Source organism: Enterobacter genomosp. S (assembly GCF_001631805.1).
GTDB classification, from domain to species: Bacteria; Pseudomonadota; Gammaproteobacteria; order Enterobacterales; family Enterobacteriaceae; genus Enterobacter; species Enterobacter quasihormaechei.
Genome location: NZ_LVVA01000005.1, coordinates 80,447 through 107,190, shown reverse-complemented (window position 1 = coordinate 107,190; position 26,744 = coordinate 80,447). Strand labels below are relative to the sequence as shown.

Annotated in this window: 22 protein-coding genes and 6 pseudogenes; 20 read left to right on the top strand and 8 right to left on the bottom strand. The window is 44.4% G+C overall.

The window, feature by feature from the left end:
• Positions 1 to 385: 385 nt before the first annotated feature.
• Positions 386 to 1,366: a fimbrial protein gene (locus tag A3466_RS22795; protein WP_082830914.1), complete on the top strand. Its 981-nt coding sequence runs from the start codon at positions 386 to 388 to the stop codon at positions 1,364 to 1,366.
• Between the two features lie 274 nt (positions 1,367 to 1,640).
• Here A3466_RS22795 and tnpA read toward each other — a convergent pair.
• Positions 1,641 to 2,028, bottom strand: a pseudogene (tnpA, locus tag A3466_RS22140) (IS200/IS605 family transposase).
• Positions 2,029 to 2,093: 65 nt separating this feature from the next.
• Between tnpA and A3466_RS22790 the strand changes: the two are divergent.
• A pseudogene (locus A3466_RS22790) lies at positions 2,094 to 3,291 on the top strand (RNA-guided endonuclease InsQ/TnpB family protein).
• Positions 3,292 to 3,376: 85 nt separating this feature from the next.
• Here the strand turns inward: A3466_RS22790 and A3466_RS23070 are convergent.
• A pseudogene (locus A3466_RS23070) lies at positions 3,377 to 3,727 on the bottom strand (transposase); the annotation flags it as partial.
• Positions 3,728 to 4,490: 763 nt separating this feature from the next.
• On the opposite strand from A3466_RS23070, the gene A3466_RS05960 reads away from it, so the two are divergent.
• From A3466_RS05960 to A3466_RS05920, 12 genes and pseudogenes are all read left to right on the top strand, one after another.
• Complete coding sequence (locus tag A3466_RS05960) at positions 4,491 to 5,021, top strand: fimbrial protein (protein ID WP_063449812.1); 531 nt, start codon at positions 4,491 to 4,493, stop codon at positions 5,019 to 5,021.
• 73 nt (positions 5,022 to 5,094) lie between these two features.
• Entirely contained in the window at positions 5,095 to 5,784 is a 690-nt protein-coding gene (locus tag A3466_RS05955) for a fimbrial biogenesis chaperone (RefSeq protein ID WP_063449811.1), read from the top strand.
• An 11-nt stretch (positions 5,785 to 5,795) separates the two neighbouring features.
• Positions 5,796 to 8,258, top strand: a complete 2,463-nt coding sequence (locus A3466_RS22125) for a fimbria/pilus outer membrane usher protein (RefSeq protein ID WP_074160946.1) — start codon at positions 5,796 to 5,798, stop codon at positions 8,256 to 8,258.
• 4 nt (positions 8,259 to 8,262) lie between these two features.
• Complete coding sequence (locus A3466_RS23335; protein WP_131797710.1) at positions 8,263 to 9,357, top strand: hypothetical protein; 1,095 nt, start codon at positions 8,263 to 8,265, stop codon at positions 9,355 to 9,357.
• A 53-nt stretch (positions 9,358 to 9,410) separates the two neighbouring features.
• A complete protein-coding gene (locus A3466_RS23330) occupies positions 9,411 to 9,941 on the top strand; it encodes a hypothetical protein (protein WP_131797709.1) in 531 nt (176 codons plus the stop codon).
• Between the two features lie 133 nt (positions 9,942 to 10,074).
• The gene (locus A3466_RS05940) at positions 10,075 to 13,050 is read left to right on the top strand and encodes an autotransporter outer membrane beta-barrel domain-containing protein (protein WP_245167736.1); all 2,976 of its coding nucleotides are present in this window, start codon (positions 10,075 to 10,077) and stop codon (positions 13,048 to 13,050) included.
• A gap of 290 nt (positions 13,051 to 13,340) precedes the next feature.
• The gene (locus tag A3466_RS05935; RefSeq protein WP_131797708.1) at positions 13,341 to 13,889 is read left to right on the top strand and encodes a fimbrial protein; all 549 of its coding nucleotides are present in this window, start codon (positions 13,341 to 13,343) and stop codon (positions 13,887 to 13,889) included.
• A 504-nt stretch (positions 13,890 to 14,393) separates the two neighbouring features.
• On the top strand, positions 14,394 to 15,005 hold the full coding sequence (locus A3466_RS23325; protein ID WP_131797707.1) for a hypothetical protein: 612 nt from the start codon (positions 14,394 to 14,396) through the stop codon (positions 15,003 to 15,005).
• Positions 15,006 to 15,648: 643 nt separating this feature from the next.
• Positions 15,649 to 16,173: a hypothetical protein gene (locus tag A3466_RS23320; RefSeq protein WP_131797706.1), complete on the top strand. Its 525-nt coding sequence runs from the start codon at positions 15,649 to 15,651 to the stop codon at positions 16,171 to 16,173.
• A 406-nt stretch (positions 16,174 to 16,579) separates the two neighbouring features.
• Positions 16,580 to 17,785 (top strand): conjugal transfer protein TraF, encoded by a 1,206-nt coding sequence (locus A3466_RS05930; protein WP_074160945.1) that lies wholly within the window; start codon positions 16,580 to 16,582, stop codon positions 17,783 to 17,785.
• A gap of 721 nt (positions 17,786 to 18,506) precedes the next feature.
• A pseudogene (locus A3466_RS22785) lies at positions 18,507 to 18,686 on the top strand (type II toxin-antitoxin system RelE/ParE family toxin).
• A 588-nt stretch (positions 18,687 to 19,274) separates the two neighbouring features.
• Positions 19,275 to 19,784 carry a phenolic acid decarboxylase gene (locus A3466_RS05920; RefSeq protein WP_063449805.1) on the top strand — a complete coding sequence of 170 codons (510 nt, stop codon included), beginning with the start codon at positions 19,275 to 19,277 and terminating at the stop codon, positions 19,782 to 19,784.
• Positions 19,785 to 19,834: 50 nt separating this feature from the next.
• Here A3466_RS05920 and A3466_RS23420 read toward each other — a convergent pair whose 3' ends face one another.
• The 3 genes from A3466_RS23420 to vapB all read right to left on the bottom strand — a co-directional run bounded on the left by A3466_RS23420 (position 19,835) and on the right by vapB (position 20,931).
• Positions 19,835 to 20,005, bottom strand: a complete 171-nt coding sequence (locus tag A3466_RS23420; RefSeq protein ID WP_165602745.1) for a hypothetical protein — start codon at positions 20,003 to 20,005, stop codon at positions 19,835 to 19,837.
• Positions 20,006 to 20,290: 285 nt separating this feature from the next.
• Positions 20,291 to 20,704 carry a type II toxin-antitoxin system VapC family toxin gene (locus A3466_RS05915; RefSeq protein ID WP_063449804.1) on the bottom strand — a complete coding sequence of 138 codons (414 nt, stop codon included), beginning with the start codon at positions 20,702 to 20,704 and terminating at the stop codon, positions 20,291 to 20,293.
• The gene (gene vapB, locus A3466_RS05910) at positions 20,701 to 20,931 is read right to left on the bottom strand and encodes a type II toxin-antitoxin system VapB family antitoxin (RefSeq protein WP_021312767.1); all 231 of its coding nucleotides are present in this window, start codon (positions 20,929 to 20,931) and stop codon (positions 20,701 to 20,703) included. The genes A3466_RS05915 and vapB overlap by 4 nt, the downstream gene beginning before the upstream one ends.
• A gap of 625 nt (positions 20,932 to 21,556) precedes the next feature.
• Between vapB and A3466_RS23660 the strand changes: the two genes are divergently transcribed.
• From A3466_RS23660 to A3466_RS05885, 5 genes and pseudogenes are all read left to right on the top strand, one after another.
• Positions 21,557 to 21,736: a hypothetical protein gene (locus A3466_RS23660; RefSeq protein ID WP_245167735.1), complete on the top strand. Its 180-nt coding sequence runs from the start codon at positions 21,557 to 21,559 to the stop codon at positions 21,734 to 21,736.
• A gap of 210 nt (positions 21,737 to 21,946) precedes the next feature.
• Positions 21,947 to 22,267 (top strand): annotated as a pseudogene (locus tag A3466_RS22775) (hypothetical protein); the annotation flags it as partial.
• A gap of 45 nt (positions 22,268 to 22,312) precedes the next feature.
• Entirely contained in the window at positions 22,313 to 22,711 is a 399-nt protein-coding gene (locus tag A3466_RS05895; protein WP_165602746.1) for a hypothetical protein, read from the top strand.
• A gap of 6 nt (positions 22,712 to 22,717) precedes the next feature.
• On the top strand, positions 22,718 to 23,053 hold the full coding sequence (locus tag A3466_RS05890; protein ID WP_063449803.1) for a hypothetical protein: 336 nt from the start codon (positions 22,718 to 22,720) through the stop codon (positions 23,051 to 23,053).
• Positions 23,050 to 23,835 (top strand): site-specific integrase, encoded by a 786-nt coding sequence (locus A3466_RS05885; protein WP_063449802.1) that lies wholly within the window; start codon positions 23,050 to 23,052, stop codon positions 23,833 to 23,835. The genes A3466_RS05890 and A3466_RS05885 overlap by 4 nt, the downstream gene beginning before the upstream one ends.
• A 188-nt stretch (positions 23,836 to 24,023) precedes the next feature.
• Here the strand turns inward: A3466_RS05885 and A3466_RS05880 are convergent, their stop codons facing one another.
• Both A3466_RS05880 and A3466_RS05875 read right to left on the bottom strand, forming a co-directional pair.
• Positions 24,024 to 24,311 carry a type II toxin-antitoxin system RelE family toxin gene (locus tag A3466_RS05880; protein ID WP_063449801.1) on the bottom strand — a complete coding sequence of 96 codons (288 nt, stop codon included), beginning with the start codon at positions 24,309 to 24,311 and terminating at the stop codon, positions 24,024 to 24,026.
• Positions 24,308 to 24,559: a type II toxin-antitoxin system Phd/YefM family antitoxin gene (locus tag A3466_RS05875; RefSeq protein ID WP_063449800.1), complete on the bottom strand. Its 252-nt coding sequence runs from the start codon at positions 24,557 to 24,559 to the stop codon at positions 24,308 to 24,310. The genes A3466_RS05880 and A3466_RS05875 overlap by 4 nt, the downstream gene beginning before the upstream one ends.
• A gap of 212 nt (positions 24,560 to 24,771) precedes the next feature.
• Here A3466_RS05875 and A3466_RS23655 point away from each other — a divergent pair.
• Positions 24,772 to 25,141, top strand: a pseudogene (locus tag A3466_RS23655) (tyrosine-type recombinase/integrase); the annotation flags it as partial.
• A 304-nt stretch (positions 25,142 to 25,445) separates the two neighbouring features.
• Here A3466_RS23655 and A3466_RS05870 read toward each other — a convergent pair.
• The gene (locus tag A3466_RS05870; RefSeq protein WP_131797705.1) at positions 25,446 to 26,435 is read right to left on the bottom strand and encodes a RepB family plasmid replication initiator protein; all 990 of its coding nucleotides are present in this window, start codon (positions 26,433 to 26,435) and stop codon (positions 25,446 to 25,448) included.
• Between the last annotated feature and the right edge of the window lie 309 nt (positions 26,436 to 26,744).

Genomic DNA, 26,744 nt, shown 5'->3' with positions numbered 1-26,744 from the left:
CTGGTCAAAACGGCGTCAACGCCCAGGACGGGCATAATTTCCCCACTCGTCATTGCGATTCAGTACAGCACGCCAGTAAGTAAAAGCGTACAGCGACAGCCTCTGTTTAAATACCTTATATCAGGCGTCAATACCAATACCGTTTCGTGTCTGGTACAGGATAGCAATTTAAATATTGATATGGGGTTTGCCGTTGCCTCTAAATTCAATGGCGTTGGGAGGACACGAAACTTTGAAAATTTCAATTCGTGCTAAAAAGAGGAGGGAGGGTGAGTGTTTATTGCATTTGCTCTCTATGGAGATAGAGTTTTACGTAATTAAAAAACGGCTTTTCCTATGATTGCGTTGGTAATATAAGGTGTGACTTATATTTCTGAGGATTGAAATGACAGCTAGAATACTTGCGTTTTTTATACTTTCATTGATTTGTACTTTCCAGTCGAAAGCTAAATGTACCATTCAAAATGGTGCGCTAATTGATTCTTTTATTACTCTAAATTTCCCTGATTTAGTGATACAAAAGGATATTCCTGTCGGTACTGTGCTTGCAAAGGTCGATGCCAACATAGCAATGCATGCTAGCACAATTGGGGTGCCAGCCACCTCTGACTTTATATCTTGTTCTCCTGGAACTTTAAGATTTGCGGAGTCATCTTATAATAAATCTACTTATAACGGCTCGCAGGTGCTAGAGTCAGGAATTCCGGGAATAGCAATTAAAGTGTCAAGTTATGGAGGTACTGGAAAATTGCCTTGGTCTTTTCCTCCTGGTGTGACATTAAATTTTACAGGTAGCCTAAGCCCTCATGATTACGGAGGCGTTACTTTTGAGTTAATAAAAATAAGTTCGACGACAGGCTCAGGAACTATTCCATCAGGGAATTTGCTGCGTTTTTCATCTTTTAATCAATATTATCTCTTTAACTACAGACTTACATCTTCCAGGATAACGACTGTCTCTTGCTCTGTGTTAACACCAACAATTGAAGTCGGGTTTGGTGACGTTGAGAAACGAGCATTTAGCGGAATTGGCACTACCGTTTCTGAACGTACTTTTGAGATAATAACAAACTGTGATAGCGGTGCTATTGTGAATATTTCGATGAACGGTACAGTTAATCCAGATTTAAACGATGATGCAATATTATCGCTGCAAAATTACGGTGACTCTTCAGTTGCTGATGGTGTGGGAATTCAGATTTTACAGGGAGCCAATCCAGTGAAGTTAAATAGCTCAATTTTATTAAAGCAGTCAACAGGGGGGGTGGAAAAATTCCCATTCAAAGCTAGATATTATCAAACTAAGGATAACATAGGGCCAGGAAAAGCGAATGCTGTGCTGACATTTAGCGTAACATACAATTAGTTCGGCGAGTATCAGGAATTGCACCATGCAAAGATGGCTAATGAATGTTTGTTAGAACGTTGTGACTGCTCCCCGACCTTTGGGATGTACGTGCCGGGGACATGGTAAACAGTTTTTCGGGAACATTGTGAACACCTTTTAGCCTTTTTTACTCATGGTGTTCGACATTTTCTTTAGGTTAATTATCCCACCTTAAGACTAAAGGGTGCTCCCACCGAAGAAGGTGGGAGGGGAATTTCGATGACGCGCCAGCGTCAGAGACTCGTCAGCCTCGCTAGTGCTGAATGTACTTTTTCACGATTTCAGGAGGCGATCCAGCGCACGAGCCGACAGAATAGCTGCGTGACCATAACACGGGTTTAGTGTACACCGCCCGCAAGTTCAGAAACTCATCCCTAGCCGACGACTGGTGACGGCTTTCAGGCTGTTGACAAGCTTAGATAACTGCACAGTTGGGGGGACTCGATCAGCATATGAACATGATCCGCTTCACCGTCGCATTCTTTAAGTTCCGCCCCGAAATCACCGCATACATCTGATACATACTGATTCACATTTTCGAGATGAAATTCCTCTAAAACCTTTCTGCGATACTTTGTCACAAAAACGATGTGCACATGCAACAAATAGGCGCTATGCCTGCTTCTTTTAATTTCCTGCATCGCTTGATTACAGGCAATTTTCGTAGTTAATTTACATACCTTACTTCAATATATGCTGAAATCAGATGCTTATCTTGAAGGCCTATAAATATAGACTGGAATCGACGAACGTACAGGCACAACGGCTGCGACAGATGTGCGGCTGCGCTCGTTTCGTCTGGAATTATGGCCTGGCAGAAACGCAACGCATTCTTGATACTGGTCAGAAACTGCCGTAATACGCTGAGTTATGCAAAATGCTTACAGCGCTGAAGGGGTTGCCGAAAACAGCCTTTCTTTCAGAAGGCTACACCGACAACCTGCAGCAGAAACTGAAAGATCTGCACGGGGCGTGTAAACGTTGCTTTGATAAGTGGCTGGCGGCTGAAAAGCCGATATTCAAGCGTAAGAGCAAAGGCAATGATTCGATCAGATTCGTCAACTTTGACAAATACTGACAGCCCGACCGCAAGCGCGTTAAATTGCCGTCGGGGCTGGGATGGGTAAAGCCCCGCGAGTCCCGCGCTGTTATTGGAAAAATCAAAAACGCAACGGTCAGCCAGCACGCCGGCAGCTGGTATATCTCATTTCAGGTAGAAATTGATGTCGCCCAGCCAGTACACCCGTCAACATCTGCTATCGGGCTGGACGCGGGTATCAGTAAGCTGGCAATGCTGTCAGACGATACTATCTTTGAGCCGGTAAACAGCTTTAAAAAGAATCAGGTGAAGCTGGCGCGGCTACAGCGCCAGCCATCCCGCATGGTGAAATTCAGCGCGAACTGGAAGAAACAGTAAGCGAAAATTTCCCGCTTACACTCGCATATCGCCAACATCAGTCGCGATTATCTTCACAAAATCATAACAACATTGAGCAAAAAACACGCGATGATCGTTATTGAGGACTTGAAGGTTTCCAGGATGTCAAAATCGGCAGCGGGTACGGTAGACGAGCCGGGGCGCAACGTCGCGGCAAAATCTGATCTTAACCGAGCGATACTTGGTCAGGGTTGGTACGAAATGCGCCGCCAGCTCTAATATATGCAGCTCTGGCGCGGCGTAGAAGTGCAGGTCGTAACCCCTGCATATACAAAAGTGCGCGTGTTGCGGCCATACAGCGGAGGAAAATCATCAATCGCAGGCAGTATTTGTCTGCGTGGCGTGTGGTTACGAAGTGAATGCCGACATAAACGGCGCTCATAATATTTTCGCGGCAGGACATGCCGTATTGTCCGGGATGATTCCTGGATGCGCCCGTAGGTGGCATAAGCCGTTAAGCGTGTAACCGGGCAATGCGGCAACGTGTTGTTACCTGAAAAGGAATCCCCCCTCCTGATTCGCGAAGTGAGAAGGTGGGGGAGGATGTCAATGGGATGAACATCCAGCACCCAGCAGAGCAGGCGAACAGGCCAGCAACGGGCGTTGTCACGGATAAAGGCGTACCTCTGTCGCACAGTTTTGCGAAGTACGCCGCGGCTTTTTTAATGTTTCCCGTTCGTCAGTAACCCGCTTTAGTTATTTCTGGAGCAGGCGGATCTCGCCCTAAGCATCTGACAGTTCTTTATTAGAGGAAGAATCCGGACCATACTTTTTTATCCATGCATAAAGGCTGTGGGTGGTGATATCCAGACGTGTTGCAACGCAGGAAACAGAATGGCCACGATCAACAACCTGTTGACTGCTTCGATTATAAACTCTTCTTGATGACACTTACCGCTCATGGGCACCTCTCTTTAAGTCATCTTAAATGACTCCGAGGGGTCTGTTAAACCCGTAGCGATTCAATTCTTTTTAGAGGCTCAATATATCCTAAAAGAGCTGAGCATAACTCAATGAACTAAGATGAATAGATTAATAAAAAAAACAATGTAATAAACGCCCTGCATAGTTTCTTGGTGTGATTAAATTATATATTTTTGAGATAAAATTTTAATTGTTAAAGAACACCTCACTGGAAAATGAAACAAATATTTTACAAAAGTGTTTGATACTTAATCGTGTGTTCATTGATTGATCGGTATGTTGTTTTTTTTGAACAGTCGAGGGGAAGGTCTATATTCGTTATTTGAATTTGATATCGCATTTAATATGTTTTTTTGTTATGAAAAAAGGAATTTTAATACACTCTTGAAGTGTTTTTTTTGCAATTTAGTAGCGTATGTTACTGGTGCGTTAAGTTACTTGTGATTCTTATATGATTAAAATTCTTTTTAATCAGGAGTTTACATGCTTTTGTGGAGGGGTGGGGTGGGTGTTTATGTTGTATTTTTGTGATTGGTGTTTTTTATTTGTTACAAGTTATTGTGTGGCTTTTTAGTTGAATCGTTTTTTATAACGTTGAATAATTCAACCGCTCAAATGCAAGGGGCTGAATATTTATATCTAAATATATGGAAGCTGCAAAAAATGCAGCACTAAACTTCAATGCCTAATTTGAGCATGTTAAATATTAGATAGTTTTGAAAACTAATAAGGAAATCGGAAATGAATTTTAAAAAAGCAGCAATCTCCATTGCAATGTTGGCTGGTCTTGGTATCTCTGCTTCAAGTTTTGCAGCAGACGGAACCATTACTTTTAAAGGAACTATTACTAGCGCTGCTTGTACTGTTACTGACCCGTCTTCCACTGGCACGGGTGGTGTAGTAGATTTCGGTACTGTTTCAAGCGACGCTCTTAAAGGTGCAGGTACTAAAGCAATGCCTGTTGGGTTTAATATCTCGCTAACCAATTGCCCTTCAACTGTAAGCAAAGCTTCAGTAGTTTTTGACGGTGTAGCTGATTCTGTCAATTCTAAACTATTGGCTCTGGACAAATCCTCAACAGCGAAAGGTTTTGGTATTGCTCTTTATGATCAGAATGACGCACAAATTGGTGTTAAAGAGAAATCAAACGCATACACCATTAAAACCGGTAGTAACAACCTTGCATTCAATGCTCGTCTGATGTCTACCAGTACTGCTGTAACAGCGGGTAACTTTACCTCCAGTGCTGATTTTACTGTTAACTATCAGTAATAAATAGATATTGATTAATTAGGGGTAGAGTTAGATCTATCCCTATTATTGATAATATTAAAAGGGATTAGGTATGAAAACTCTTGCTACATTTATGCTCTTTATGATTGCCTGCGCAGCGCAGGCAGAAGGTGGCATTACTTTAGGCGCCACACGTGTTATTTACAATGAAGGCAGAAAGCAAGAAACAATTAAAATAACTAATAAAAACGAACAAGCTCAATACCTTGTCCAAAGTTGGGTTAGCGATACTAATAATAGCAACGAAGCTAACAAGGTTTTTATTACTACTCCTCCAGTATTTGCATTAAAAAGCAACAGTTCAGGAACGATAAGAATGGTTGCATTGAGAACTGATGGGTTACCAAATGACAGGGAATCGGTTTTTTTTCTCAATGTGAAAACTATCCCGGCAGTAAAGAAAAACAGCAAAAATGATGAAGATGTAAGTGGTCGTCTAATCATTACAACTAAAAGTGTATTGAAGCTATTTTACAGACCTAAATCGATCGCAAATCCAGATCAAAAAAGCATGTATGATAAAGTCAGTGGTGTTATAAAAGATAATAAATCGATTTTGAAAAACGACACTCCTTACTTTATTACAGCGACAAAGTTTGTTGTGGATGGTAAAGAGCAAGAAAAAAGCTTTTTTATAAAACCGTTCTCTGAAGAAAAAATATCAGATGGCATTGTCAAAAACGCTAAGTTTAGTATTGTAAATGATTTTGGTGGCATAACAAATAAAACCATTGAGTTCTGAAGGTAAATGTTGTGTTTAAATTAAAAAATTTATCTTTGCTGATAAGTGCGACACTGTCTGTATCAGCGTATGCCGTTTCATCTTCAGAAGACAGCGGCTTCTACTTTCCAGTGTCGGCACTAACAAACTATGGTGATGCTTCATCTGATTTATCAGTTTTCTTTAATGAAACAGGTCTAGCTCCAGGAACTCATGATGTAAGTGTTGTTTTAAATAGCCGAACAGTTAGTTCTGGGATAAAACTAAAGTTTATTCTTTGTGGTAAAGAATTGTGCCCGCAAATGTCATTTCGACAGCTTGAAGAATGGGGGGTAAAGGTTGATGATATATATAAAAATGACAATACAACTTTTGCCCCTATACAAGACTTTATCCCATTCGCGTCGACTAAACTTGATGCGGAAACAATGCGCCTGTATATTACGGTGCCAATGACTTATTTGGGTGAGCAGAAAAATGACTCATCCACATGGGATGATGGGATCAATATGGCATTTACTAACTATAATGCCAGTTATAGTAATTCACAATATAAAAACTCTAAGGATTATCAAACGCAATATCTGAGTCTTTACTCAGGGGCAAATTTAGGTCCATGGAGGTTTAGGAATTCTAATTATTACAATAAGTATGGTAGTAATAAATCAAAATGGACTACTAATGAGACATATCTTGAAAGAAATATTCGAAGTCTGGGCGCAAATCTCACCATGGGTGAGTTTGCATCACCGGGATTAATTTTAGATGGTTACGTATTTAAGGGAATCAGTCTCAGTTCTGATGATGAAATGTTGACTGACAATCAACAAGGTTTTGCACCCGTAGTAAGAGGACAGGCGCTAACAAATGCCAGAGTAGTAATCAAGCAAAATAACAACATAATATATGATAAAACGATTACTCCCGGCCCTTTTGAAATAACTGATTTGTATCCAACGAGTAACAGTGGTGATCTGGATGTGGAAGTTATAGAAGAAAATGGTACTGTACAAAAATTTACACAACCATTCTCAGCTGCGCCGATTATGGTCCGTGAAGGTAGTCTAAAATTTAATATTGCTGCAGGTAAATACGATGAGTCAAGCTCAGACGCGAAAAAGGAAAATTTTAGCTCCGCTGAGTTGATGTATGGTTTACTTTCAGAAACTACAATTTATGGTGGGTTGATTCATTCGGAAAGCTATGATGGTGGCAAAATAGGGATTGGTCAAGGGCTTGGTATGTTGGGTGCTGTCTCACTGGATTATTCGTTATCCAGAAGTCAGCAACTGGAAAGAAAGAAAAGCGGACGAGCTTTGGAGGCCAAATATAGTAAAAGCATGATAAAAACAGGAACAACTTTTACTTTGGCCGGTTATAAATACTCATCTTCGGGATATCAAACTTTTTCTGAAGCGATGAGTCAATATTATGATTCCTATAAATCATCATATGTCCCTAAGCAGGTGTTTCAGTTATCAATTAACCAAAGCCTAAATGAATACGGTAGTTTTAACATCAGTGCTTACGAGCAAACATACTGGAACAGAAGTTCGAAAACCAGAACCGTTACCGGAGGATATAGCACATCAATTGATAGCATTTCTTTAAATGCAAATGTAACAAACAATAAGTACCAAGGGAAAACAGACAGGGTATATAGTCTTTCTGTGAGCATGCCTCTTGATACACTTTTTGGTGGTAAATTATCTAACCACCGCATTTTATATAGTTACTCTAATGGCGGTAAAAATAATACATATAGCAGAGCTTCTGTAACAGGCTCTTTGCTAAAAGAAAATAATCTTTACTATAATTTATCACAAACAATGTCTGACACTAAAAGTGGGGATTCCTCATCTGTAAGTGCTACATATACTGGTACGCGTGGAACTATTAATGCAGGATATTCTCAAAGTGGTAATGAAAATAAAAGAACAAATTTAGGCGTAACTGGTAGTGTTGGTTTCTTCAGGGATGGTGTATTTATGGGCCAAACTCTTTCGCAGAATGGTGCAAATGCCATTGTCGTTGCACCAGGCGCTAGTAATGTGAAAATTTTGAATAAAACGTCTGTTTATACAGATAATTCAGGGATTGCTGTTGTCTCGAACCTGGGGAATTACAGGGGGAACAGTATTTCTATTGATACTACAAATCTCCCCAACAATATTGACATTAGTGAAAGTGTAAGAAGAGTTGTTCCGACAAGGGGTGCCCTTGTCAGAGTTGATTACCCTGTCAAAATGGGAAGCAAAATTTATGCTAACTTTGTTAAAAATGGTACTCCTTTGCCTCTAGGTACTGTTATTGACGAAGGTATGGATACAGAATCAATTGTTGGCCAGAATGGCGAAGCGTTCATCTCCGCCTATAAGAAAGGCCATGTATTTAAGGTGAACTCAGGACAGGAATCACTGGTATGCTCGATTTCTGATAAAGACTTATCGCCTTTGGAAAGTGGGATAATAATGGCTAAGGCGAATTGCAGGTGATTTCATGAAGCGTTTAATTTATATATTGGTTATGTATTTGTCATTTTCGCATTTTGTTTACGCAAAATGTCAGTTTCTTAATGGCTATACAACTCAGACCATGACGTTCGATTTTACAAGCCTGGCCGACAGAGAAGAGTTTTTTAATAGTTCTAATATTTCTGCCGGAACATTGATGATTAGAGGAAACGGAAATTTCGTTGGGAAGCCTTCTGTTCCTTTTTTTAAATGTACGGCAAATGAAACCATATCATGGCAATTACTGTGGCCTGTTAAGGCTGGAGGTAACTATGGTTATACTGTAGATACGGGAGATACAACCGGAGCCATCAGTGTGGTCTTAAGAGCAGGTCTAAACTCAGCGCTTATAAAAAATTATTTTACACAATCAAATTACTTTCCTCTTTATAATGGAACTAAAAGATTAACTTATAAAACATCTCCAAAAACCAGTTATACTATGAGTGACGTAGTTGATCAGTTTCCGTGGGTCGGGGTTTTAAAAAATGGTAATATTAAAGATAATCTGAAAATTCCTTCAGGTCTGTTTTACCAGATAGTAACAAGCGATGGCCTTGAACTGGTCAGGCTTATTAGCCAAGGTGTTACTATAAAAAGTGGCACGTGTGAAATAATGAATCCTTTGAATCAGGTTTATGAGTTTAGTCAAGTTCATAGATGGAATAACACTACTGCCCCTGAAATTTTAGGCTATCAAAATGGTGAAGGTTCAAGCAATATATCAATTCCAATTGAGGTTAACTGTAGGAATAGTACGCTTAAACCAGCGATAAAGCTTAGTTCCGAAACAGGATTTATCACCAGTTCTCTTGGAGGTAAGGATTTTGTTAAACCGGCAGGTAGTGCCTCAGGAATTGGAATGATAGTTGCTATACAGACAGGGGCTAATGAAAGTTGCAATTCCAGTATGTCGATGAGCCAATGCTATCAGAAAAACTTTACTTTTAATGGCAATAAAAGCTCATCAGGGAACTATCTCATGACTGTTTCTGGTAACTTATATAGCATTGAGAAGTGGCGTGATGAATACGTCGGGGATTATGAGTTCGTGGTTGGTTATACGCTTATTTACCCATAGCTTCTTAATATTTATAATTATTCCTAGTTAGATAATTTTAAAAAGGTAATGAAATGATTTCTTGCAAAGGTATATTGCTTTTCAGTTTGATTTTGTCAGTGGCAGTACCAAATGTTCATGCTGCTAATGGTACTTTTAATTTCAAGGGGGAAGTAACTAATGCTGGATGTACTATTGAGGAACCGAATCTAGTTTATGAAGGATTCAAAAATATAGCGCGCTGGACAGTAGCTGAGTCTAGCGCATTTTTTCAAGGACCCAATATTAGTCGTATTGATGTAGATTGTGGTCAAATTACTAATGTGCCGAAGCTTAGATTTAGCGCTGAAACTGGTAAGGTTGTTGGTAAAAAACGCACATATTTAAAAACTACAGGCACAGCATCTAATATAGGGTTTTTTATAGGTTATGCTAATACGACGTTGTCTTATGATGATGAACTTTTCAATCTAAAAACCACAGATGCCACAAGCGGAAAATATTATTATTATTTAAATCAATATCTGGTTGGTTTGTCGCCTTATGATGAATCCAATAACGGTGATTTTGAAGCGGTTTTAGGGTATGAATTAGTATATAATTAAAATTCTAACTTTAAGGTCAGGTGCTTTAAATTTACTTGACCTTAAAAGTTAATCCAGTCATAAGAAACCCCAACTAATAAATATAACAAAGTTGTGGTTATTGTTTGCCTTGGTTGTAATTTCGAGAGTATTTATGCGCTTAATTAAAACACATATAAAACAATTTCGTTATAAAATTTCTCCATCTGAAATTCTTCCTTTTTTTAGGTTAATAATAGGCGCTGGCTTATTTAATTTGGGTGGGTTGATTATCTCTCAGCAGGTAATGGCGGGGACAACTGGCAGTTTAAGTGGAGCAAACATTCAGGTCAGCGATGGCGATACCATTGTGGCAGACAGAGGCGCTAGCACTGGCATGCTACATGGGATATTGAACCCTACTGACCAGCCCGGCACTATCGATCTTGGAAGTAATGTTACCGTCAGCGCAGATGATCCCACCGCCTCAGTAAAGGGCATTGGTATCGAAGGCAACGGCAGTATTTTTACAGCTGATGCTCTCACCGTAAAGGTGAGCGGGAATAGCGCCACTGGTATCAATTTATCTGGTAAAAATGTCAGCGCCGATCTTGGTACGGATAGTCACGTCTTCGTTCAGGGCGAACCTAACGAACGTGCCAGCGGCATTCTGATAAGTAACGCTTCCTCCCTGACTGCAGACCGCCTTTCCGTTTTTACTACCGGTGACTACGGCACCGGTATCAGCGTCAGCAACTATGGCAGTAGCGCCAACCTTGGCACAGGCACATCGGTCAGTACAAACGGACGTCTCAGCTATGGTCTTTATATTGACGGACTGAACGGAACGGCGGCAAACGGTCCGGCAAGACTCACCGCAGATGGTCTTCACATCAGCACCCAGGGGTACGGTGCTGACGGGCTTAATATCCAGAATAACGCCGCCGTCGACTTGGGTACCGGCAGCTCCATCAGCACGACAGGCGACAACGCTCACGGTATCTGGAACTTTGGCGAATTCTATGCATCTGGCCTGAGCGTAAATACCGCAGGGAGTGGAGCTAATGCAGTCGAGGTTCGAGGCGGAAGAGCCGTCATCGGTAATGATAGCCACGTCAGTTCGGCCTCTGGCGGCGGGCTGGTTACAAACGGCACCGGCACATCTATTAATTTTACCGGTTATGATAATGCGCGTAATACAGTCAGCGCGGGCGGCTCATACGCGGCCTCTGCCCAGACACCCGGCGCACAGATTAACCTCAGCTATACCGACCTTAGTATCGACCGCGGTGGTGCGCTTGCGCTTGGGCTCTGGGCCCTGAACGGGGGCACAATATCTGGGGACAACCTCAGCATCAGTGGTGCAGAGGGAACACGCGGTTTGTATGCAATGACCGACAGTCAGATTAACCTGACCGGCGACCTCGATATTAACATGGCATCCCCGGCCCAGATGGCCATCGCCACCCAGCACAATGACGGCTATTCGGCCAGCCGGATTAGCGCGGCAGGCCGGATGCGCATAAACGGCAGTGTTTATGCCCGTGGTGGCGTAATTGACCTTGCTATGGACTCCGGATCGGACTGGACGGGCTCTGCCTTCACAGACAATGTTAACGGTGGTCATCTGGACGTCAGTCTGAACGATGGCACCTGGCGCGTCACCGGCGATTCCGGAGTGGATAGGCTGAGTCTCAACAACGCCACAGTTGACCTTGCCAGTATGGCCCCAGCCTCCGGTGCTTACAGCACAATGAATATGGCGGACCTTGACGGAAGCGGAACGTTCATCATGCGGACTGACGTTCAGGGGCGCGCGGGCGACCTCATTCGGGTTACCGGTACCAGCGCCGGAAGTCATATATTGACCGTCAGAAACCAGGGAAGCATGGCGACCGATGGCAGCGAGGTATTAACGGTTGTAGAGACTGCCGATGGCGGCGCGTCATTCTCCTCCTCATCTCAGGTTGAGCTGGGCGGCTACCTCTATGACGTCCGCCGGAACGGTACAAACTGGGAGCTTTATGCCGCAGGAAACGTGCCTGCTCCGGCACCAGTGCCAGACCCGACGCCAGACCCGACGCCAGACCCGACGCCTGAGCCGACGCCTGAGCCGACGCCTGAGCCGACGCCAGACCCGACGCCTGAGCCGACGCCTGAGCCGACGCCAGACCCGACGCCTGAGCCGACGCCTGAGCCGACACCTGAGCCGACACCTGAGCCGGATCAGAAACCGCAGCCGACCACCACGGCCGATGCGGGTGGAAACTATCTGAATGTGGGATATCTGATGAGCTACGCAGAAAACCAGACGCTGATGCAGCGCATGGGGGACATGCGTCGTAACGGGAACCACGGAAACATGTGGCTTAACGGCTACGGTGGGAGCTTCAGCTCTTTTTCAGGTAGCAGACTAAGCGGTTTTAACATGGACTACAGCGGCCTGCAGATAGGAGCAGATAAGCGTCTGGCTGAAGATATTCCGGTCTGGGTAGGGGGCTTTATCGGTTCAACGCATGCCTCTCCGGACTATCGTGGTGGTACTGGTACAACCCGCTCGGATTACATGGGATTGTATGCAAGCTATGCGTCAACAAATGGCTACTATACCGACACCGTGCTAAAGGTTGGTAGGCAGAAAAACAGCTTTAACGTACGCGACAGCCAGAGTAACCGGGTCAGTGCATCGGGCAGCGCAAGCGGATTTAGCGCATCGCTTGAGGCTGGTAAAAGGTTCGGCCTGCCCATGCGGTCTGGCGGATATTACGCCGAGCCACAGCTACAGTTTACCTGGAGTCACCAGAATGCAACCGACATGAGGGCTACGAACGGGCTTAATATTGGACTGGGTAGCTATGAGTCTCTGCTGGGACGGGCCGGGATTCTGCTCGGATACGAAAATGATGCGGGCAGCAGCAGCGTAAATACGTATTTCAAAACAGCAGCCATTCGGGAGTTTGGGGGCGACACGAATTTCAGTCTGAACGGCACACACGAAAAGCATAGCTTCAGGGGGGATGGCTGGAGTAACGGCATTGGTATAAGTGCTCAACTAAGTAATGAACACACTTTGCATGCCGAGGCTGATTATACTATTGGTAATAAATTTGATTACACCCGTTTAAGTATAGGTTATAGATTTAAATTTTAACTTATATGTAAAGATGATAAATTTTGATGTTGCAAAAACTTAAGTGAAAGCATGACTAACTGAACTATTTAGTGCATTTCAAGTATTTAATATTATTAAGTAGTGGGGTAACCAATGTCAATGGAAGTACCCTAGGCTTTGCTTAAAAGAGTTTGAACTGTTGGTAAGTTACGCAATAAGTTTGCTGGAGGTTGCGACTTTTAAATTGTTATAATCTTATTTATGCATGAAAGTTGGTTCGAGTTATAGGTTAGTTGTTGGGGAGTGTTAAATATGGTTATTGATTTAAGATGGGAGTTAACGTGAATTTTTGTTCGAAAAGTGGATTACTTGCCCTGGCTTTTATTATGGGGTTACCTGTAGTTCAGGCCGCTGATGGTACTTTTAATTTTAAAGGTAAAGTAACTACTGCGGGATGCGTTATTGAGAATCCAGATATGCTTGTCGAAGGTTTTAAGAATGCATATCGTTGGCCTGTCGCGGAGCAGCGAGTTTATTTTACCGGGCCTATTGCCAGTATTATTAATTTAGATTGTGGTGATATTACTAGCATCCCAAAAATAAGATTCATTCCAGAGACCGGCACTGTAAATGGTAAAAATGCGACTTACCTTAAAATTACCGGGACTGCATCTAATGTGGCCTTCCGTTTAGGTGCGTCAACCCAAAATGAGTACTTGGATTTAAATGGTAAGTTGTACGACTTGAGTGCTGTTGATGTGGCAAACGGAAAGTATAGGTTCGTTTTAAACCACTATGTAGTGGGATTATCGCCTTATGATGAATCAAATAATGGTGATTTTGAAGCAGTTTTAGGGTATGACTTGATATATAACTAATAAACGCCGCTTAATCTTTATTGTTTTTATTTGAGGGGTGAATGTCCTTTTGATTTATGTGCAGGCTCTTTTTTTCATAGGACTTCCTCTCGCAATCTTATTGAGCAATGAGATAGGATGTATTTATCGTAGTATTCTGATTTCAAGAATGGTTATCTTGCGGGCTAATCGAGATGTTATTAACCTACATTGATAATCTGTGAGGACATTATCTGTCTATTGTGATCAATTTGCATACTTCTAAATTTTACTTGTTTAGTAGATGTCAGTGTAATAACTAACTAATGCGCTGGCTGGCTGGCTGGCTGGCTGGCTGGCGCAGGCAATAACTAAGGTTTTTTTTCTGCGGGCACTCATAATAAAGGCTTGCTGCATCATTAACTTAAGCATTTTAGTCAATGATGCCGAAATTATTACGAACAATGGTAATATTAATATTGGTTTTAAATTGTGTAATCAAATACTATTAATTTTGCAAAGGTAATTGATGAATGCGTCAATTTCATGTTTCCAGATATTCATAATGCAGGAGGAGGGGTGAAAAGAATATATGTATTATCAGATAACCAATACTTTTCATTAGGTATCTCTTATTTATATGGTAATAAAAGCATTTACATGCTATCGCCTAAAGATATTATCAAGAAAAAGATGGCTCTCAAGGGCGAGGTTTGTTATATCTATATTGAAAATGATATAAGTTACAGTAGGGTTTGCCAATCATTACGATTGGAAGATTGTCAACTTGTGTTTTTCTTTAAGGTTGATCCTGCGCATAACAAGAAAAATACATTCCCCATGCATATATATTCTTCTAAAATGGCTGTGGATGATTTTGCGCGTAATTTCGTTTCTTCTGGGGAATATCTAAATAATGGAACAAAAACATTGTCCAAGATCCGAATGAAGCACATTATCTCTGCATCAAATGGATTAGACAACTATGAAAGATGGGTGTTAAGACGAAGCCGAAGCCTTAATCCACAAGTAATAAGAAACCATTATAGAACATTAATGGCCTCAGTTGGATTGAATAGAATTAGCGCCTATAATCGCGTGTTTGCTGAGAAGCTATCACAAGCTTATGCCATTATTAATGGTACTGTTTCGAATTGATGGTTACAACTAATGGTAGTTAATTAAATGTGAGTGTAAGGGAGTTGATTCCCTGTCAATTGACATTGTTTATTGAATTCTGTCTGCCGTCATGAGTCTCATTTTTTAAATATAGTGATTACTGTAGTAATGACTGTGATACGGATATGTCTCTTTGATCATGGACGTAAATCATAGCTAAATTCGGCAAATAGGTTTATTTTATAAAGTCATCCATAAAAACGCAACTGCACAAAAAGTGTTATTCATATATTCATTCGCTGTAACTTTATCGCTCATGCGAATTTACAAGTCAGGGGAAGTAAAACTTCCTCGAGGTAGGAAGTATAAATACCCTCGCGGTATACATTCTTCAAAAATATAAAATTATGTAAATTCTATTGCGACATTTTTATGTATATTATAATTTACGTGTTGCAAGCGTTATTCTTTTGAAATCCGAAGCATTTACCGGGGTTTATCTCCGGTTTTTTTCTGTAAATTAGTGGAAAGTTACACTTTCACCAGGACAAGACTTGAAGCGTGAACGGCACATTACGATTTGAGCGCGACGTGAGAAACCGACAATGTTAGTTTACTTCTAGAGCCATTTGTATTGCGACGTTGTTCTTTTCATCTGTTCAACCTGCTGGACACTCAATATATGCGCATGAAACTATGTGTTCTTGTAAGTGCTATACTGCTTGCAGCCTGTAATGATACCTCTACCGACCCTCACAGCATAGTAATTAAAGGAGCAGTTGCTCAAGAGGATTGTGGTTTGTGCAATTCTGATAAGATTCATCGGCTAATAATGAGAAATTTTATAGAAAATACTTTTCGCAATCTTGCACAGCGACCGCTGGAATTATCAAGACTTAATGGCAACGCAAGTACTGCCCCTGTTTACTATTTTGCGAATGATTTTCGTGAGGATATTTTTATTCCTGGCGCGCTAGAGATAACGAGTTTATCCAGTATACCTTCAGCATATCAGCACTGTACCTGCTCTGCGAAGATTCAGTTCTCCAGTGATGCCTTTGCAGAGTCTGTTGGAACGGTAAACTACCGATACTGTGTAACGGAAAAGACTGAAAGTGAAGTATATAAACTTCCAAGCGTATCTTTATATGATATGTACATTAACGATATCCCTCTCGTCCGCATGGCAGTAAATGGCCAGAGTTAGGTATAAGCTCAAGTTAACACCTTTTATATCTGTAATGCAATGCCCAGTTTTACGAGCCTTACGGATACTAAGTCGCAGATTAAATTAAATGTTTATTATAAAGATATTTTCACGCATGCAATAACTCATATTTATTGTGTTTTGCACGCCAGATATAGATATTTATCTGTGACTTTGCATCCATTGCAGTTAACGAGAGGTACAGCATCATGAAACTATAAAAGTTTTTAATTCTCAAACTTATAAGACATCTAAAAATAACCCCGCAATTAAGCGTGTTTTATATTTTACCGTTTTGGTTGTGTTGTTTAACAACACTATAAAATAATGTCGAAAATCAATATGTGAAAATTTCAGCATAGCCTCTGCGCCGAAAAATTAATATTTAAACATTCAGGGAAAAATCATGAAAAAGCTGGCTTTTACCAACACTGTTATGGTCTCTGTTGTCCTCATGGCGTTTAATAGCACGGCCGCTACGTCCTATATGGAAGCCCGCAATGATGCTATGGGCGGTACCGGAGTGGTATCTTCTCACTACGTAACTGCGGCGCTGTCCAACCCTGCTCTTCTGACCCGTTTTGATACTAAGGATGATTTCAGCCTGGTCTTGCCTTCTGTTGGTGTCCAGTTCTCCGATCCGGATAAGGCCCTGGATGCTGCTTATGATATTCAGAATCTGTGGAACAAGTTTGGCAGCGCGCTGCACAGCCAATCCGATATCAGGCAAAGCGCGGCAGCCTTAAGGAGAAAACTGGATAGCTTACAGGATATACGGGCCAGCGGTCAGCTAGGTGCTTCCGTTGTGGCCACGATTCCAAATCACGTTCTTCCTTACGCCGTAGTGATGAAATCCTGGGGAACAGTCTCGCTAAACGGGAATGTAACCGCCCAGGATCTGAAATATCTGGATCAAATTGCTGATGGTATCATACCTCCTGATGCAGTAGATAAAAGCGAGCTGACTTCGCGGGCACATGGACGGGCGGCAGTAATCACCGATGTGGGGGTAGCTATGGCTCGTGAATTTGAAACGGCAGGCTACATCTGGTCATTGGGAATGACACCAAAATATCAGCGCGTGGATCTGTTTAATTACAATGTTTCTGTCAGCGAATTCGATAGTCACGATTTTGATAAAGATAAGTACCGAAACACAAAAACCGGGTTTAACGCAGATGTCGGGCTGGCAACTGAGCTAAACAAACACTGGAGCTTGGGACTCTCTGTGCAGAACGTGCTTTCACGCTCCATTGAAACCAAAGTAGTAAATGACGAAAAAGAGACCCTCAAAATTATGCCACAGGCAACCATTGGCACTTCATGGCATAACAGCGTGGTAACCGCTGCTATCGACGTTGACCTCACCGAAGCCAGCCACTTTGCACAGGATGAAAAACGACAGTTTGTAAGTCTCGGTGGTGAGGTGAATGTTTGGAACTGGATGCAGGTACGTGCAGGATATCGCCATAATATAGCTGCTGATGAGGGGAGTGCGTTTACTGCCGGCATGGGAGTTTCTCCGTTCGGCGTGACTCATCTCGACATTACAGCCATTGCTGGAGCGGATCGGACATATGGCGCAATGGCACAGTTACAGGTCACTTTCTGATATCGAAAGACATAACCTGCGCAGTCATCAATAGCTATCGTTCTGCTGGCAAATCATCAGGACTGATAGCTTGTCAGCAGACGCCTTTTGCTCGTAAACGATGGGAGGCGTCACAATATTGGTGATGAATGAAATTTAAGATTTCAAGCCTTTACATCGTTGATGAATATTATGCATAAGAAATTTTGCTATTTCATTCTGGGATAGGGATAACCAAAGTTTGAAATTTAACTATAAACAGGTTGCTCTTATAGGCATCATTTGTGTCTCTATTTCACTATACGGAATTGCTTTACTTGTCCGTAATTTGATTGTCTGATCGTTTTAAGCTGACGCCAATGGCGGCCTATGGGGCATTACGGAAGCTGATGACCAGACGGTTCCACCGTTTTATCAGGCATATCGCCAGCGTGAGATCAAACAGCTTTGTTACAGTGAACAACGGTACATTCCGGGATGAGAGGCGCGCCTGACAGCCGGCCCGGCGATGAGGGTGACATGTTTGGCCCATGCATGAGAGGCCTATTTTGTTGCTGAAAAAAGCTGACCGGGATGAACCCAGACAGAAGAACTTGAATCATCACGTGTAGAAACTAATAAGCTTCGTGGTATACCTGACTGTTACAAGATTAAACATCGGTTTTTTGGCTATTTCTGGGACTACAGCTTCAGACAATTCAGAGTTGTTCAGGCGGATGCGTATATCGGCCGTATAGCAGCAGTGTTTGATGTGCTTGCGATGCATGACATCGGCACGCATCGCGCAGAGCTGGGAGATGATATCTGTTCGCTGCCGGTGGAATAGCATATGATCTATTTTGTGTCATCGCATTCGGTGGTTACGATCATTCGTATTCTAAGCCAGTCTCAGGATACTGCGCTGCATGAACCTTGGAGATGACCGGCACGCACGTTAGTCACATAAACAAGAAAATACTTATATTTCAATACATTGGTTCGTGTAATCTATCTTATGTTAAATTCGATAGATTAATTCTTATAAATCACTGAGTTAAAATTTATTGAGCTCCTCCTCCTCTTATAATTTTTGGTGGCAGTTTATGGGACAGAGTTCGCACACATGGATTGTTTAACCTTAAAACCATGATGAAGATTAAAACTTAACTTTCTTCAATCAGTGCATAAGCCTTGATCATACGGGCGACTATTCTTTCTGTGATAAAACAACTGCACAATTTTACATCGCGCAGTAAATCAGCACCAAGCTGACTTCAGTCAACTTAATCTGAATAAACTATATTTTAAGATTAAATTTAGAAAGCGCGTGATAGTTACTACAAAAACAATCGCTTATGGTGATGTACCATTCCACAATGGACGTGTTGTTATCGTGTAGCATGCTTCACAAAATTTATTTAGTTTTCGATTTACACGCTCTTACACACTTAAACAGCACGGGTTGAATAGTACTTCTATACTATTATTTCCCGTTCTGGGATTAATAATCAAAGTCTTCAGGAGTTGTAATATGATTGACTTTAACAAAGAAGATCTGTCTGGTTTCACCGGCAAACACCTTGTCTACACATACGACAACGGCTGGAACTACGAGCTTTACATCAAAAACGAAAACACCGTAGATTACCGAATCCATAGCGGTATGGTTGGCGGTCGCTGGGTTAAAGACCAACACGTCTACATTGTCCGCGTCGGTAAGGATATTTATAAGGTTTCCTGGACAGAGCCGACCGGTACAGACGTCAGTCTGGTTGCCAATCTGGGAGACAAGCTTTTCCACGGAACAATCTTCTTCCCGCGCTGGGTTATGAACAACCCCGAGAAAACGGTGTGCTTCCAGAACGACCATATCGACAAAATGGAAGAATATCGGGCTGCAGGGCCTGCCTACCCGACTGAGGTCATTGATGAGTTTGCAACTATTACTTTCGTTAACGACAGTGGCGTTAACAATGAATCAGTAATTGATTGCCCACCTGACCAGCTGCCTGCTGACTTTCCGGCAAACCTGAAAAAGTAAGTCTTCGTACCCTCATTAAAAAAGGCTGCGTCTCTGCAGCCTTTGTCTCTTTAATTTTTGCCTTTCAGGGTCGTCTCTTTGGCAAAAATGTTACAGATTTCATCTGCAGCAGCCAGAACAACATTCACAAAATCAGGGCTTAGCCGGATCTCAGGATGTTGTCTCACAATTTCAGAAAGTACTGCACCTGCAATGTAATCTTTTTCGAGTTTCCTTGTCATGACCACTTTCCACAAAAAAGGGGGAATGTGATCTATAGCACATGCCCCTCCCCCTCTCACGCAATAGCCACATACTGAAACCGTTTAACGCAGCTAAAAACAAAGTGTTGTCCTTCTGATTTTTATACGATGGCTTTAGCATTAAGTAATGGATAGGTAAAAAACAGTAAATGCACGCAATTAAAGCCAAAATGAAGTACAAGAGATAGCAGCTAAGTTTTGATGGATGGGTATGTCCGCTTCTGGCACAAAGCGGATATTTGTTACCTTTTTACAGCATGTTTATTAAACCCAGTCTTCCAGCGTCAGGCCCGGCACCCGCTCAAACTCCCGCGTATTATTCGTCACCAGCACGGCGCCGGCGGCGATGGCGTGTCCGGCAATGGCCGCGTCGTTCGGGCCGATCGGCGTGCCGGCGAGGCGCAGCGCCACCTTAATATCCGTGGTCGCATCCACCGCGGCGCGATCCCAGGGCAGGACGGCATCGAGCCGCTCACAGAATGCGTCAACCAGCTGAACGTGGCGCGGTGAGGCCTTCGGGCCGGTTGCGCCGAAGCGCATCTCGGAGTAGGTGATGGCCGAGACCACGATACGGTGACCGCGCAGCACCGCCTGCTCCAGGCGCTTCAGTACGGCTTCCGGCTGCTCGCGCATGATGAACGAGCAGATATTCGTGTCGAGCATATACATTTTGTTCACAGATTAAATCGTCCTTCGTCGCTGACAACGTCCTCGCGCTCCGCCATGAAGTCCGGATCAGCTTTTTCGAGCTGCGCGAACGAGCCCCAGGTCGGCCGGACGGGACGCAGAATGATGCTGTCTCCTTCCCGGACGATCTCCAGCTCGCTGACGCCCTCAAAATCCAGATCGCGGGGCAGACGGATGGCGCGGTTGTTGCCGTTTTTAAAAATGGATACGGTTCTCATGATTTTTCTCCCGGGTAAGTATGGATATGTAATGCATATCCGGAATGAGGTTCATTGCACCGGGTGTGTGCATATGCTCAGTATAGGTCGATGTTCAACATATGTATAGATATAGCATATGCAGATGTTTAATATATGCGTATGCCATACATATGCAGATTCCAGGCATATGGATATGCTAGGCATATCTATTCTTCTCCCTTTTTCCGCTGGGATCCGAAAAAAGGTAGTTCCGGATCTTCCTTAACCCCTCCGGCGCGTGGCGGTCGCCGCAGCCCATATATTGTGGTAACAGTCGCTTTCCAGTCGTTGTGAAACCCCATATTTTGTGTTTTATCATGTCCCGGATAACCGAGTGCTGCACACCGGAAAACGCCGCTTTGCTTATTTACCTGCCATGGTACACTTCCGGAAAGTTGAGATATGCCGGAAAGTCGGATCTGACCGGAACGGCCATCCGGTAATTTAACATTGTGTTTATATGGCTGATTATTATCAGCATGCATATTATTACGAAACGGTAAAATTATCTGGGTGACAGACGCTGGGTTGCGCAAAGCTGATCGTGCTGCGCGTCATCATTACTCTGAGTGACTATTTGCCAGCAAACCAGAAAGGGAACGGAATGGGACGAGCAGTGAAAGTGAATATCGGCGAAAGACAATTCGCTTCGAAAAAAGCCGCCGTAAGTTATTTCATAGAGCAGCGTGAGGCTGTTAAAGAAACAGGGCCGTTAAAGGAGGGCAATTTTTTTGAAGAGTTGAAGGCGCTCTATCTGAAATATTGCGACTGCTGTGAAAGCTGAGAACTTAACGGACGAACCATTACATTCTTTACTGTTGACTTTGAACCCCGTCAGAACGGCCAGACCTGGGCATCACATCTCTGCTACTGGGTGCACTTTTCAAAAAAGCAGGCCCGGCCTTTTTCGGTGAGGGAAGCGGTGGATGAGATCGCAAAAGCTGCTGCTGAACAACTGTAGCTGAGGGCGGGATTTCTCAGTAAAGGATGGATTATGTATGATTTATGCAGGGCGGACGGGAATTACTTCCATACGCCGGAATGTGTGTATGACCAGCTGGTCAGTGAGTACCACGTGATGTGGCTGCGGGACTCGACCCGGATCGGGGCCTGCTACACCCTGCGTGAACTTCTGTCACCGGAAGGGATGGTGCTGGCCATACAGAATGCGCCTCCCGTGACGGGATGGCGGCTGCGTATGTGGTATAACGAGGCCACGGACGAAGAGATCGACCCTCAGCGCGGGGACTGTATCGAGCTGCCCTCCAGAACGGCTGCCCTGCTTGCCTTCCGGTCGCTGCCGGAAGGCACCGCGTGGGTCCAGACGACCGAACCCTTAAGCCAGTTAACAGGAAACCAGATGAACCGGACCGATGATAAAGCGCAGACAGAAACGGACGTGATGGCCACCGCTTTTAGCTCCATGCGCAAGTACGGCATGAATATCCTCACCGCCACCCAGCATATGGATATTAATGCTTACGTGAAATCCGATCCGCGGATGCCGCGAACGCGGCTGCGCCGCTACCTGGGCCAGTACGGCCTGCGCGGTGAGGCGCTGAGCAGGGAGGTCAGGCGTATCGTTGCCGGACCAGAACGACGCGACAGCACGCTGCAGGAAGGGATTTACCATACGTGGCCCTATGGCTGGGAGCCTGCGGATTTCACGCCAATGATGCGGCGTATTTTCAAGGGAAAGCGCACCCGTCATGTGATGTTGTTTGATGAACTGCCTCAGCTGTTTGGCAAATTAGGATAAGCTGGAATGAACCATGACCTGGTGGCTGCCCGTGCGGCAGAAGAGATCATTGAACTGCTGACGCTGTGCCAGCAGTTGCAGTCAGAAAAGGATGGCCGGGAACGGCCGGCGCCCGGAACATATTCCCGCGATGAGGATGAATTTGCCGATCGCATCCGTTACGCATGCGGGCACGCCCTGCAGCTGCGCCGGCTGCTGCCGGTAGCGACGACCCTCAGCGCCATCGGCGCCGAGATGGAACGCCGGGGTGAAATCAGTGTGCTCCCGGGCGAGGATTACGCGCAGAAAGTAATGGCACGACTTACAGAGCAATACCTGTGCGGCAGGGACAACAAGCAATGATGCCGGCAATACCAGGCCAGGGTGTTTCATTTTCTGCCGCACAGCTGCCGGTGGCCATCGACTACCCTGCCGCACTGGCCCTGCGCCAGATGGCGCTCGTTCAGGACGAACTGCCGAAATATCTGCTGGCGCCGGAAGTGAGTGCCCTGCTCCACTATGTACCCGATCTCCACCGCAAGATGTTGCTGGCCACTCTCTGGAACACCGGCGCTCGCATTAACGAGGCGCTGGCGCTGACCCGGAGTGATTTTTCCCTGGCGCCTCCCTACCCGTTCGTGCAGCTGGCCACACTCAAACAAAGGGCTGAAAAAGCCGCCAGAACGGCCGGCCGCTCGCCAGCCGGCAGCCAAGCTCACCGGCTGGTACCGCTTTCCGATCAGAGTTATGTCAGCCAGCTGGAGATGATGGTGGCCACGCTGAAAATTCCACTGGAGCGCCGAAATAAACGTACCGGAAGATCAGAGAAGGCACGAATCTGGGAGATCACAGACCGGACCGTTCGCACCTGGCTTAGTGAAGCGGTGGAGACCGCAGCGGCCGACGGGGTGACGTTCTCCGTGCCGGTGACACCGCACACATTCCGGCATTCCTACGCGATGCATATGCTGTATGCCGGTATTCCGCTGAAGGTGCTGCAGAGTCTCATGGGGCACAAGAGCATCAGCTCGACGGAGGTGTATACGAAGGTATTTGCGCTCGATGTAGCTGCGCGACACAGGGTGCAGTTCCAGATGCCAGCGGCAGAGGCTGTCGCAATGCTGAAGGGCTTAATGCCTGAGTGACACCCCCGTCAGGCTTGTTCACCCCCAGGTGAGGTCAAATCTGGGGGGTTATGTATGGAGCCAGGTACTGCCCAACCTGCTGGCGTTCGGCAAGAGGATTAATTCTTACATACAAGAACAATACCGCTGACGTGTTTAGGGGTTTTTCTCGCCATTTTATAGCAGCTTTAATATCTTCGAAATTTTGGCTATCTCATACGCTCACTTGCCAGATTGTAAACCTCCCTACGTTCACGTTTACCCACAGCAACTACAGCGATAATTAATTGTTCATCAATCACCTCATAGACCAGACGAAAACCGGATGCACGTAGTTTTATTTTGTAGCAGTCTTTTATCCCGTGCAATTTTGCAGAAGGAATATGAGGATTATCACAGCATTTCTTTAATTTTTTTGCAAATTGCTGTTGAATAGCTTTATCCAGTTTATGCCATTCTTTTAGCGCATCATCCCTGAATTTGACCGTATAAGTCATAGATAACTATCCAGGTCTACATCATGCAACTGCTGGTTGCTGCGTTCGGCTACCAGTTTCACCAGTTCCTGATCGTCCAGCGCATCGAGCATCTTTTCGTACAGTTCTGCCGGAATACAGTAAAAAGCGGGCTGATTGCGATTCAGGATGGCGACCGGATAGCCATCACCGGCGCTGACTGTCGCCATTGGGTTTTTCTTGAGTTCACTGACACTGGCACTTGTGTCGCTGAGAATGATATTTGGCATAGGTCACCTTTTAAGGCTGTTTAATCAGTCTTAAAAATAAAGCAGAAAAGACCTGTTAACAAGTCTTTTCTGTTTTTGGTTCATATGGGAAGAGTATTTTTTATGTCCAGAAGGCAAGCGAGGTACGCACAAGCGAAAGTGATGCCATTGACAATGTAATCTACCTCGTTGTGACGGGCCGAAGCTCTTCCAGGGGGCCGTCTGGTAACATAAGCTATGTCAGGCAGATGTAGAGATGGACGATCACCACACATCTCCGCCAGCACGAACCGCAGTGGGTTGTCACCGATTGAACCATGCATAACTGGCTGAAACAGGCTGTTTAGCGAGTCCAGGCTGACGGAATACATTCCTCAATTCTGGTGACTCTCCATATCTTCCGGAACAGCTATATCATGTACATACACTACCCCCGCCAGCCAAGATGGTCATTCAGGCCTTTGCTGGCCACAAGAATCCACGTTCGATGGAAGTTTATTCCCAGTGTTTGCATCGGATATGGGGGCAACGCTGGCTGTACCGTTCACCGTAGACGGGCTTGATGCAGTGCAATTCCTCCGGTCACTTACCCCACTAAAGTGACAAGGCTACTCACCATAGTTTATATAAGCTGTGGTGAGTAATACTTACTGTAATAAAATGCAGTGAGTAACATAAGCTATAGTGAGAGGTTGGCAAATTACGGGAGTCAGTTAAGACTGGAGAGAAGAGCTACGGTAGCAGAAACCTGTTCTCAAGGAGCAGTTCATCAGAGAAGAACACGTTTTTCATCATGGGTCGTTCTCACTACTGACTATATAAGCTGTAGCGAGCAAATCACTCGTCAGATACATAAATATAAGCTGTAGTAAGTTAACTGTGGTGCGTTTCTTACTACAGCTTATATTCAGCGAGTTTTGAAGAGTTTTTCCAAGTCCTCGAGAGTGATGCCCAGCTTCTCGAGTAGGGCCAGTTTCTCAGCCATCTCCGGACTGACATCACCAGGTGTGGCAGGCCGCTTCGGGTTCTCTGCGCTTGCATCATGAGGTGGCTGTAATTTAGGCCGGCGATAGTGAATGCAGAAGAGTTTTGTACGTCCCCGCTGAATCTCAGTGTAGTCCAGATAGCCAATCTCCCGGAGCTGCTCCATGGCACGCCTTACCGTCTGGTTCTGCGAGAATACAGGGGACTTCAGGTTCAGGCGTGCCCGAAGACGTGCAAGAGATATCGGCGCAGGATCCCGTGGCAGGCTCTCTATAAAAGTATATAAAGCCTGCGCGGACTCCCTGCGCTTCAGCGCATTGATGGCTTTCAGCTGCAAAAGTACTTTACGGTCGAACTGATACAGCTCAAACAGGCGTGGGTCAGCCTGCAACTGGACGATATCTTTCTCAGTATCGTAGTAAGCAGACTGCACCAGATGTGTGATGTACTCTTTGGTGTGCTTTTCATTAGTGCGTGAAAACGAGATAACGGTACCCGCAATTCGTTTAAGCGAAGGGCTGATACGCTCCCGGAGCCTGCGTGAAGACTGACTTGAAGGGATCCCGCATAGTTTTGCGAACTCGACAAACGGCAGTTCAACTTTATCACCGATAACTTTATGACGGGCAAAGGAATGAATCACCCCTACCCAAGTCTTAAAGTCATTATCCATGTCCAGGCGGGGACCAGTGATCTCCACCTTATCAAATCCTTCAGCTCTGGCGAGAGACAAGCGCGTTAGTTCTTCCGTAGCATCAGTACGGGAAAGCGTGTTTTTTTTGCTGTTTTTCAGCGATTTAAGCGTAGGAACAAACACTCCAAGCCTCATCAGTGCCACAGGTTGCACTGTATTATTGGCATTAGGCGTTAGGGTTACGACTTCACCGGAGGATTTATCCACCTCTTCAAACAGTTTTTTTACATCCAGATTATCCTTTTCCAGAGGACCTCCGATCGGTGGATAAATAAAGGATAAAAGCAGCCCTTATCACATAGTTACAGCCATAAGGGGCGACACGACTAGCTTCAGTTTATACACAACTTTGATGCTATTTCAGAGAGTACACTTACTATAGTTTATTCTACTGGCTCGTCACAGCATATCCTCTGCATAATACAGCTTATTGTGCACCAGTTACAGCTTATGATTTACAAGCTACAGCTTATGTGATCATGCTCCTGATTCAGTACTGACGGGGCCTTCAGAGGTTCCGGGATCTTC